Raw genomic sequence first — 10,504 nt, forward strand, 5'->3', positions numbered from 1 at the left:
GTTCACGCCAAGCGCGATCAGCGTGCAGACCGCACCCGAGAACAGATAGGCGCCGCTGGCCGCGAGGCCGAGCTTGCTCGACAGCAGCAATGCGGCGAGCGGGGCGAAGCCCGCACCGAACAGCCAGGCCAGATCGGTCGTCAGCGCCGACCCGGTATAGCGGTGCGTCTTGCCGAGGCTGGTCGCGAGCGAGCCCGACGACTGGCCGAAGGACAGGCCGAACAGCGCGAAGCCGACGATCATGAACACCCACTCACCGGTCGCGCCGCCGTCGAGCAGCATCGGCGCACCGATCGCGAACAGCGCGATCAGCACCGCGGTGCTGCCGAGCAGCGTGCGGCGACCGATGCGATCGGCGAGCAGCCCGGAAACGAGCGTCGCGCACAGGCCGATCGCCGCGCCGATCACCTCGATCGTCAGGAACCGGCCTGGCGTCTCGCGCGTGAACAGCACGATCCACGACAGTGGGAACACCGTCACCATATGGAACAGCGCGAAGCTGGCGAGCGGGGCGAAGGCGCCGAGCACGATGGTGCGGCCTTCGGCGCGAATCGTATCGAGCACGGGCGCCGGCTGTAGCGCACGCGATTCGAACAGGGTGGTGAACTCGGGCGTGACGACGAGGCGGAGGCGGGCGAACAGTGCGACGACGTTGATCGCGAAGGCCACGAAGAACGGATAGCGCCAGCCCCAGTCGATGAAGTCGGCGGCAGGCAGCGTCGCGACGAAGAAGGCGAACAGGCCGCTGGCCACCAGCAGGCCGAACGGCGCGCCGAGCTGTGGCAGCATCGCGTACCAGCCGCGGCGACCCTCGGGCGCGTTGAGCGAGAGCAGCGAGGCGAGACCATCCCAGGCGCCCGCGAGCGCGATGCCCTGCGCGATACGCAGGATCGACAGCAGCACGACCGACCAGTTGCCGACCTGCGCATAGCCGGGGAGGAAGCCCATTGCCACGGTCGCCGTGCCGAGCAGGAACAGCGCGATCGTCAGCTTGGCGCTGCGGCCATAGAGCCGATCGACCGCAATGAAGATCACCGACCCGAGCGGGCGCGCGATGAAGGCGAGCGCGAAGACCGCGAACGAGTAGATCGTCCCCTGCAGCCGGTCGACATAGGGGAAGACCAGCGTCGGGAAGACGATGACCGAGGCGATCGCATAGACGAAAAAGTCGAAAAATTCGGACGTGCGTCCGATGACGACGCCGATCGCGATCTCGCCCGGCGACACCTTTTTCCCGTGATCGTGAAGATCGCGGGCATCGTCTTCGAAAGACGTCGATGCGGCGTGTGCACTCATTCTCAAACTCGCTTCCGTGAGGCGGCTCGCCGCCCAATGGCCTTTTCGGACGGCGCACCGATCATACGCCTTTTCGTCGACTGCGGGCAGGGCCTTTCGGAGTCACACCGAGAGACCTATCTCTGTCGCATCATGAGCGCCATGCCTTTGCTGCAGTGCGGCGCCCATTGGACAAATTGTCCACTATGGAATGATCTAACAGCGGCGTAGGGGCGAGTACATGACCGCCGAGCTATCGAATTCCAGGCCCCGATCCTGGCTCTTACGCGCAGCAGCCCTGCTGCCCGCGCTGTTGATCAGTGGATGCAACTGGGTCGTGATGTCGCCATCTGGCGATATTGCGGTGCAGCAGCGTGACCTGGTCCTCATCTCCACCGGGCTGATGCTCATCATCATCGTCCCGGTGATCGCGCTGACGCTGTTTTTCGCTTATCATTACCGGCAGGCGAACAAGAGCGCGAAGTACGAGCCGACCTGGGATCACTCGGTCGGGCTCGAGCTGCTGATCTGGGGCGTGCCGCTGCTGATCATCATCGCGCTCGGCGCATTGACCTGGACCAGCACGCATCTGCTCGATCCCTATCGTCCGCTCGGCCGCATCTCCGCGCAGAGCGGCGATATCGGCGAGAACACGCCGGTGGGGCAGCTCGCGGGCAACCAGCAGACGATCACGGGCGGCAAGCCGCTCGACGTCCAGGTCGTCGCGCTCGACTGGAAATGGCTGTTCATCTATCCCGAATACGGCATCGCCACGGTCAACGAACTGGCCGCGCCGGTCGATCGTCCGCTGCGGTTCAAGATGACCTCGTCCTCGGTGATGAACGCCTTCTACATCCCCGCGCTCGCCGGCATGATCTACACCATGCCCGGGATGGAGACGACGCTGCACGCGGTGATCAACAAGCCCGGCAATTACGAGGGCTTCTCGTCCAACTATAGCGGCGCGGGCTTTTCGGGAATGCGCTTCCGCTTCCACGGCGTGTCCGACGCGGGCTTCGATGCCTGGGTCGCGAAGGTCCGCAACGGCGGCGGCGGTCTGAACCGTGCCAACTACATGCAGCTCGAAAAGCCGAGCGAGAAGGTGCCGGTCCGCTATTTCGGCGGTGTCGAGAGCTCGCTGTTCAAGGCGATCGTCGAGCAGTGCGTGAAGCCCGGCAAGCCGTGCATGTCGGACATGATGGGCAAGAACCCGCATGACGGCATGGCGATGCCCGGCGTCAATGGCGGCAGCGGGCCGCAGGACGCCGGCCCCCGACCCGAGGGCGGCTTGATGAAGGACGGCGACGAAAAGGGGAGCGGGAAACACTGGTCTGCGCCAGCCGACATAAAACGCGACGGCGCCAACGCCGCGCCCGGCTCGCCTGCCAACCGCAATCACACCATGCTGACCCCCTCAACCATGCCGGGCTCGCGCCCCGTCGCGAACGGCTAGAGAAAAGCTCATGTCAGACTCCATATTGAAGACGATCTTCGGCCGACTGACGCTGGAATCGCTGCCGCTGCATGAACCGATCGTCGTCGCGACGTTCGGCATGGTGGCGATCGGCGGCGCCGCGCTGCTGGCCGCGCTCACCTATTTCAAGGTGTGGGGCTATCTGTGGAACCAGTGGTTCACCAGCGTCGACCACAAGAAGATCGGGATCATGTACATGATCCTCGCGATCGTCATGCTGCTGCGCGGCTTCTCTGACGCGATCATGATGCGCCTGCAGCAGGCGATGGCGTTCGGGGGTAGCGAAGGCTATCTCAACGCGCATCACTATGACCAGGTCTTCACCGCGCACGGCGTGATCATGATCTTCTTCGTGGCGATGCCGATGGTCACGGGGCTGATGAACTATGTCGTCCCGCTCCAGATCGGTGCGCGCGACGTGTCCTTCCCGTTCCTGAACAATTTCAGCTTCTGGATGACCGCGGCGGGTGCCGTGATCGTCATGATGTCGCTGTTCATCGGCGAGTTCGCTCGGACCGGCTGGCTCGCGATGCCGCCGCTGTCGGGGATCGCCTATTCGCCTGATGTCGGGGTCGATTATTATATCTGGGCGCTCCAGATCGCGGGCATCGGAACGTTGCTGTCCGGCGTCAATCTGGTCGCGACCATCGTCAAGATGCGTGCGCCCGGCATGGGCATGATGAAGATGCCGATCTTCACCTGGACCGCGCTGTGCACCAACATCCTGATCGTCGCCGCCTTCCCGGTGCTGACCGCGGTGCTCGCGATGCTGTCGCTCGACCGTTACATCGGTACCGCGTTCTTCACGAACGACGCGGGCGGCAACCCGATGATGTACGTCAACCTGATCTGGATCTGGGGTCACCCCGAGGTCTACATCCTGGTCCTGCCGGCATTCGGCATCTTCTCGGAAGTCACCTCGACCTTCTCGGGCAAGCGCCTCTTCGGCTACAGCTCGATGGTCTATGCGACGCTCGTCATCACGATCCTGTCGTATCTCGTCTGGCTGCACCACTTCTTCACCATGGGGTCGGGGGCGAGCGTCAACTCGTTCTTCGGCATCACCACGATGATCATCTCGATCCCGACCGGGGCCAAGATCTTCAACTGGCTGTTCACCATGTACAAGGGGCGGATCCGGTTCGAATTGCCGATGATGTGGACGATCGCCTTCATGGTGACCTTCACGATCGGCGGTATGACCGGCGTCCTGCTCGCGGTGCCGCCGGCCGACTTCGTCCTGCACAACTCGCTGTTCCTGGTCGCGCATTTCCATAACGTGATCATCGGTGGCACGCTGTTCGGCATGTTCGCAGGGATCAACTACTGGTTCCCGAAGGCGTTCGGCTTCAAGCTGGACGAGAAGTGGGGCAAGGTCTCGTTCTGGTGCTGGGTGTCGGGCTTCTACTTCGCCTTCATGCCGCTCTATGTGCTTGGCCTGATGGGCGTGACTCGCCGCATGCGCTATTTCGACGATCCGAACCTGCAGATCTGGTTCGTCATCGCCGCCTTTGGTGCAGCACTGGTCGCGGTCGGCATCGCTGCCTTCCTGATCCAGATCTTCGTCAGCATCCGCAACCGCGAGGCGCTCGCCGATCACACCGGCGATCCCTGGGGTGGCCGGACGCTCGAATGGGCAACCTCGTCACCGCCGCCTGACTATAACTTCGCGTTCACGCCCGTCGTCCATGACCTGGACGCCTGGTACGACATGAAGGACCGCAAGCATCAGCGGCCGGTCAGCGGCTTCCGCGCGATCCACATGCCGAGCAACACGGGTACCGGCGTCGTGCTGGGCGTGCTCAGCATCGCCTTCGGCTTCGCGATGATCTGGTACATGTGGTGGCTCGCGGGTCTGACGCTGGTCGGGATCTTCGCCACGACGATCTTCCACACCTTCAACTACAAGCGCGACTTCTACATCCCGGTCGAGGACGTGATCGCCAGCGAGGACGCGCGCACCCGCATGCTCGCGACCCAGGGAGCCTGACGCGATGTCTTCGGTATCATTGAAGAAGGACGGTCTGGACGAGAAGGGTGAGCCCCTCTCGTTCTACCAGCTCGAAGAGCATCACCATCCCGAGGGCAGCAGCACGATGCTGGGCTTCTGGATGTACCTGATGAGCGATTGCCTCATCTTCGCGGTGCTGTTCGCGGCTTACGGCGTGCTCGGCACCAGCTATGCCGGCGGACCGACGCCCAAGGAGATCTTCGAGCTGCCGCTCGTCGCGGTGAACACTGCGATGCTGCTGTTCTCGTCGATCACCTATGGTTTCGCGATGCTGTCGATGGAGGAAGGGCGTCAGCGCATCATGCAGATGTGGCTGGCCTTTACCGGGCTGTTCGGCCTCGCCTTCCTGTCGATCGAAATGTACGAGTTCGCCACCCTCATCCATGAGGGCGCGGGTCCGACGCGCAGCGCGTTCCTGTCGTCCTTCTTCACGCTGGTCGGCACGCACGGCCTGCACGTGACGATGGGCTTCATCTGGCTCGTCACGCTGATGGTGCAGGTGCAGAAGCACGGCCTGATCGCCGCGAACAAGCGCCGCTTGATGTGCCTCAGCATGTTCTGGCATTTCCTCGACGTCATCTGGATCGGCGTCTTCACCTTCGTCTATCTGATGGGTTCGCTGCGATGACCGACCGCCCCGCCACCGCGCACGACGCGCATGCCGACCACGCCCATGACGATCATGGGCATGGCGACGACCACGCGTCGCACGGGACGCGCAAGAGCTACCTCAAGGGGTTCTTCCTCTCGGTCATCCTGACCGCGATCCCGTTCTGGGCCGTGATGACCGGCGCGTTCAAGGATCCGTCGACCGCCGCACTGGTGATCATGCTGTTCGCGGTGATCCAGATCGTCGTCCACATGATCTACTTCCTGCACATGAACGGAAAGTCCGAGAATGGCTGGACGATGATGGCGCTGATCTTCACGATCATCCTCGTCGTGATCACGCTCAGCGGGTCGATCTGGGTCATGTATCATCTGAACACCAACATGATGCCGATGCAGGCCGCGGTAGATATGTGATGACAGGGCATGCCCGGCCGCGGCCGGCGATCTGGGTGGCGGGCTTCATCGCGCTGCTGCTGTTCGCCGGGTTCTGCGCGCTGGGTGTGTGGCAGGTCGAGCGGCGTGTCTGGAAGCTCGACCTGATCCGGCAGGTGGCCGCGCGGTCGCAGGCCGCACCGGTCGCGCCACCCGGCCCGGCATACTGGCCAGCGATCACGGCGAGCAGCGATGCGTATCGCCGGATTCGGGTGAGCGGCGTCTTCGCGCATGACCGCACGACGCTGGTCCGCGCCGCCACGGCGCTCGGCAGCGGATACTGGGTGATGACGCCGCTGCGGACCGCGCAGGGCTTCGATGTTCTCGTCAACCGCGGCTATGTCTCGCCCGAACAGCGCGGCGCCTATGCGCGGCCGATCGGGACGGTCACCGTGACGGGCTATCTACGGATTACCGAACCTGGTGGCGGCTTCCTGCGCAAGAATGATCCCGCGACCGACAACTGGTATTCGCGTGACGTCGCTGCGATCGCCAGTGCGCACGGCCTTGGCCGCACGGCGCCCTATTTCATCGACGCGGACAAGGTCGGGGACGGCGCACCGGTCGGCGGCCAGACCGTCATCGCGTTTCCGAACAATCATCTTGTCTACATGCTGACATGGTTCGGCCTCGCCGCGATGACGGTGATCGGCTTCGTCGTGTTCGTGCGCCACGATCGTCGTCGTGATAAGCGCTGACCGGCGACGTCGCGCGTTGAGCGCGTCGCAGGAGAGATGGACCGCGTGACGGCGCACGACACGATGAGATTGGCGATGGATTCCTCGCGGTGGCAGGCCTGGGTCAGCCGTGCGCGCGCGGATACCGATGCCGCGGGCAACGCGAACATGCGGCAGCTGGTCACGCTGCGCTGGATCGCGGTGGCGGGACAGCTGGTCACCGTGCTGACGGTCCGCTTCCTGTTGGGGATCGACCTGCCGCTGGTGCCGATGTTGATGGCGATGGCGGCGTCGGTCGCGCTCAACCTCGCGAGCATGCGGCTCTATGGCTGGCAGCGCGGGGCGAATGCGCAGCTGCTGCTCGCGATGCTGCTCGACGTCGGATTGCTGACCGTCCAGCTCTACCTCAGTGGCGGCGCGACCAACCCGTTCATCGCGCTGTACCTGTTGCAGGTCGTGCTGGGCGCGGTGCTGCTCGATCGCTGGTCGAGCTGGGCGATCGTCGGGGTGACGGGCGGGTGTTTCGCGCTGCTGACGATCCGGTATCGCCCGCTCGCCCTGCCGACCGATTATGCGGGCGAGTATTTCGCGCTCTACACGGTCGGGTCGCTGCTCAATTTCCTGCTCGTCGCGACGCTGCTGGTACTGTTCATGACGCGGATCACGGGCAATCTGCGCGCCCGTGACGAGCATCTGGCGGATCTGCGCCAGCAGGCGGCGGAGGAGGATCATATCGTCCGCATGGGCCTGCTCGCGTCGGGTGCCGCGCACGAACTCGGCACGCCGCTCGCGTCGCTAGCGGTCATCCTCAACGATTGGAAGCGGATGCCCGCGCTCGCCACCGATGCCGGGATGCTCGAGGAGATCGGCGAGATGCAGGCCGAGGTCCAGCGGTGCAAGACGATCGTCACCAACATCCTGCTCGCGGCGGGCGAGGCGCGCGGCGAGGCGCCCGAGGTCGTGCCGCTCCACGTCTTCCTCGACGCGATCGTCGAGGACTGGCGCGCGCTGCACGCCGGTGTCGAGTTCGACTATACCAGCCGGCTCGGCGACGATCCGCTGATCGTCTCGGATCCCGCGCTCAAGCAGGTGATCGCCAACGTGCTCGACAATGCCGCCGAAGCATCGCCCGCCTGGGTCGGGTTTTCGGGCGAGCGGTCGGGCGATCATCTGGCGTTGATCGTCCGCGATCACGGACCGGGGTTCACGCGCGACAAGCTGGCGAGCTTCGGCAAGCCCTATCAGTCGAGCAAGCGCGATCCCGGCCATGGCCTCGGCCTGTTCCTCGCGGTCAATGCAATGCGCAAGCTGGGGGGCAGCGTGGCGGTCGCCAATCGCGAGACGGGTGGTGCGGAAGTGACGTTGATGCTGCCGCTGGCGGCGATCGCCCTGGAGCGTGACGAATGAGCGAGCCCGATATCCCCCCGGTCAAGCGCCTCGTGATAGTCGAGGACGACGAGACGTTTGCGCGCACACTGAAACGCTCGTTCGAGCGGCGCGGCTATGCGGTCCGGCTTGCGGCGAGCCATGAGGATCTGGTCGTGCTGCTCGCCGACGACGTGCCGCAATATGCGGTGGTCGACTTGAAGCTCGGCGGCGCGTCGGGGCTGGTCTGTGTCCAGACGCTACACGCGCATGACCCCGATATCCTCGTCGTCGTTCTGACCGGCTTTGCGAGCATCGCGACCGCGGTCGAGGCGATCAAGCTCGGCGCCTCGCATTATCTGGTCAAGCCGTCGAACACCGACGACATCGAGGCGGCGTTCGACCGGACCGAGGGCAAGGTCGACACCGCGGTGACCGAACGCCGCGCGACGATCAAGACGCTCGAATGGGAGCGGATCCACGCGACGCTCGCGGAAACCGGGTTCAACATCTCGGAGACTGCGCGGCAGCTCGGGATGCACCGGCGGACGCTCGCGCGCAAACTCGAGAAGCGGCCGGTCAAATAGCCGCAACGCTTGTCGTCGGGCGGGCGTTATGGTGCGATGGTGTCGCCCTCTTCCTCCCGCCTCTGGGTGCCGCGGCGCCTCCTCGCGACGCCGTCGTCGCTCCTCTGGGACCATGGTGAACAGATCGTCGCGCGCGCACGGGCGCTGGACGTGGCGGTGACGACCCTGCCCAGCGATCGTCTTCGCCTCGACCTGCCAGACGATCCCCGGCAGCAATATGCACAGGCGAAGGCGACGCTGGCGCTCGTCGTCGCCCCGCCGTCGAAACGCCGGTTGCAGCCGATCGCGCCGAGCGCCGACTGGCGAATCGATCTGGCCGAAGGGTGCCCTGCGCATTGCGGCTATTGCTATCTCGCGGGGTCTCTGAAGGGGCCGCCGATCACGCGGGTCTATGCGAACCTGCCGGAAATCCTTGCCGAGCTTCCCGCGCATCTCGGCCAGGGGACGGTCACGTCGCGCTCCGCCACGCGCGCGCACGAGGGCACGACGTTCGAGGCGTCCTGTTACACCGATCCGCTCGCGATCGATCACGTCACGGGGTCGCTGTCCGCGCTGATCGCGCATTTCGGCGCGTGGGAGGCGGACGTGCAGCTGCGCTTCACGACGAAGTTCGACGCGGTCGAGCCGCTGCTCGCGCTCGATCACGCGGGGCGGACGCGGATGCGCGCCTCGATCAACCCGGCGGGCTATGCGCGGTTCGAGGGCGGCACGAGTCCGGTCGCGGCCCGGCTGGTCGCGCTGCGCCGGATGGCGGATGCGGGGTACAAGGTCGGGCTGACGATCGCACCGATCATTGCCGCCGAAGGATGGCGCGACGCCTATGCCGAGCTGATTGCGCAGGCGGGACAGGTGCTCGGCGATATCCCGGACCTCACGATGGAGCTGATCACGCATCGCTACACACCCGGGTCCAAGGCGGTGCTCCAGACTTGGTATCCCGGCTCCTCGCTCGATCTCGGCATGGCGAACCGCACCGAGAAGCGCACCAAGTTCGGCTCGGTCAAATATGTCTATGACGCGGACACGATGCGGGCGTTGCGCGCCTTCTTTGCCGACGAGATCGCGGCGCGCCTGCCCGAGGCGCGGATCCTCTACTGGACCTGATCGCCGTCCAACCGGGCAACACAGCGTTGCCGACCCTGCGCTGGTGGGCGCCGGTGCCGTCGCCTATCTGGATACCAAGATCTTGCGCGCCGCCGTCGCCCGGCGCTCGCGCGTGACAACAGGAGATTTCTGCATGCCCGTCCTTCTCGGTATTTCCGGCAGCCTGCGCCGCCAGTCGTTCAACGCCGCGATCCTCAATTCGCTCGCCGACGCGCTGGGGGACAAGGCGACACTGCGGATCTTCCCGCTCAACGCGATCCCGATGTACGATCAGGATGCCGATACCGACACGCCACCCGAGGCGGTCGCCGCGCTGCGGGCCGCGATTGGCGAGGCGGACGGGATCGTGATCGCGTCGCCCGAATATAATCACGGCATGCCCGGCGTGCTGAAAAACGCGCTCGACTGGGCTTCGCGGCCTTACGGCAAGGCGACGCTGACGGGGAAGCCGGTGTTCACACTGACCTCGTCGCCCGGTGCGGTCGGCGGCGCGCGCGCGCAGGCGCAGCTGAACGAGACGCTGGCGTCGATCGGCGCGCGCACGCTGCTGCGGCCGCAGTCGGTGATCGGGGCGGTGCACGAGAAGATCGCCGACGGGCGGCTGAGCGACAAGTCGACGCTCGAGTTTCTGTTGAGCGGTATCGACGCCCTGCTGGCGGAGATCGCGCGTCCGGCCTCGGCTGTGCGCGAGGCGAACTGAGATGCGGCGCGTGCTGCGGACCTATCCCGCCCAGCGTGACGACATCGCCGATCTCGTCACGCGGCGCCCGCTGCCGGGGCCGCAGTTGCCGCAGGTCGATCCGTTCCTGTTCCTCAACCATCATGGCCCGCAGACCTATGCGCCCGGTAACAACGGCCTGCCGTTCGGGCCGCATCCGCATCGCGGGTTCGAGACGGTCAGCTTCATCCTGACCGGCGAAATGGCGCATCTCGACAGCGGCGGGCACGAAAGCGTGATGCAGGCGGG

General features: G+C 65.2%; 11 protein-coding genes. 10 read left to right on the forward strand and 1 reads right to left on the reverse strand.

From position 1 onward, the window contains the following. The coding region (locus sphsw_RS16155) for an MFS transporter (protein ID WP_031441529.1) at positions 1-1,296 on the reverse strand (1,296 nt) is incomplete at its 3' end. Between the two features lie 220 nt (positions 1,297-1,516). On the opposite strand from sphsw_RS16155, the gene sphsw_RS16160 reads away from it, so the two are divergent. The 10 genes from sphsw_RS16160 to sphsw_RS16205 form a co-directional block, all read left to right on the forward strand. Beyond that, on the forward strand, positions 1,517-2,728 hold the full coding sequence (locus sphsw_RS16160; protein ID WP_042467556.1) for a ubiquinol oxidase subunit II: 1,212 nt from the start codon (positions 1,517-1,519) through the stop codon (positions 2,726-2,728). Between the two features lie 10 nt (positions 2,729-2,738). Continuing rightward, positions 2,739-4,739: a cytochrome o ubiquinol oxidase subunit I gene (gene cyoB / locus sphsw_RS16165; protein ID WP_031395866.1), complete on the forward strand. Its 2,001-nt coding sequence runs from the start codon at positions 2,739-2,741 to the stop codon at positions 4,737-4,739. 4 nt (positions 4,740-4,743) lie between these two features. Next, positions 4,744-5,388: a cytochrome o ubiquinol oxidase subunit III gene (cyoC, locus tag sphsw_RS16170; RefSeq protein WP_042467557.1), complete on the forward strand. Its 645-nt coding sequence runs from the start codon at positions 4,744-4,746 to the stop codon at positions 5,386-5,388. Then, positions 5,385-5,786 carry a cytochrome o ubiquinol oxidase subunit IV gene (cyoD, locus tag sphsw_RS16175; RefSeq protein WP_031395868.1) on the forward strand — a complete coding sequence of 134 codons (402 nt, stop codon included), beginning with the start codon at positions 5,385-5,387 and terminating at the stop codon, positions 5,784-5,786. Before cyoC ends, cyoD begins: the two co-directional genes overlap by 4 nt. Next, the gene (locus tag sphsw_RS16180) at positions 5,786-6,502 is read left to right on the forward strand and encodes an SURF1 family protein (RefSeq protein WP_031441531.1); all 717 of its coding nucleotides are present in this window, start codon (positions 5,786-5,788) and stop codon (positions 6,500-6,502) included. Before cyoD ends, sphsw_RS16180 begins: the two co-directional genes overlap by 1 nt. A 75-nt stretch (positions 6,503-6,577) precedes the next feature. Further along, positions 6,578-7,888, forward strand: a complete 1,311-nt coding sequence (locus sphsw_RS16185; RefSeq protein ID WP_042467562.1) for an ATP-binding protein — start codon at positions 6,578-6,580, stop codon at positions 7,886-7,888. Then, positions 7,885-8,433, forward strand: coding sequence for a response regulator transcription factor (locus tag sphsw_RS16190; protein WP_197975339.1), 549 nt, complete (start codon positions 7,885-7,887; stop codon positions 8,431-8,433). The genes sphsw_RS16185 and sphsw_RS16190 overlap by 4 nt, the downstream gene beginning before the upstream one ends. 36 nt (positions 8,434-8,469) lie before the next feature. Beyond that, positions 8,470-9,537 carry a spore photoproduct lyase family protein gene (locus sphsw_RS16195; RefSeq protein WP_031441533.1) on the forward strand — a complete coding sequence of 356 codons (1,068 nt, stop codon included), beginning with the start codon at positions 8,470-8,472 and terminating at the stop codon, positions 9,535-9,537. Between the two features lie 133 nt (positions 9,538-9,670). Continuing rightward, on the forward strand, positions 9,671-10,237 hold the full coding sequence (locus tag sphsw_RS16200) for an NADPH-dependent FMN reductase (RefSeq protein ID WP_031441534.1): 567 nt from the start codon (positions 9,671-9,673) through the stop codon (positions 10,235-10,237). 1 nt (position 10,238) lies between these two features. Beyond that, on the forward strand, positions 10,239-10,504 hold a 266-nt coding region (locus tag sphsw_RS16205; protein ID WP_031441535.1), incomplete at its 3' end, for a pirin family protein.

Source organism: Sphingomonas sp. FUKUSWIS1 (assembly GCF_000733135.1).
Classification (GTDB): Bacteria; Pseudomonadota; Alphaproteobacteria; order Sphingomonadales; family Sphingomonadaceae; genus Sphingomonas; species Sphingomonas aerolata.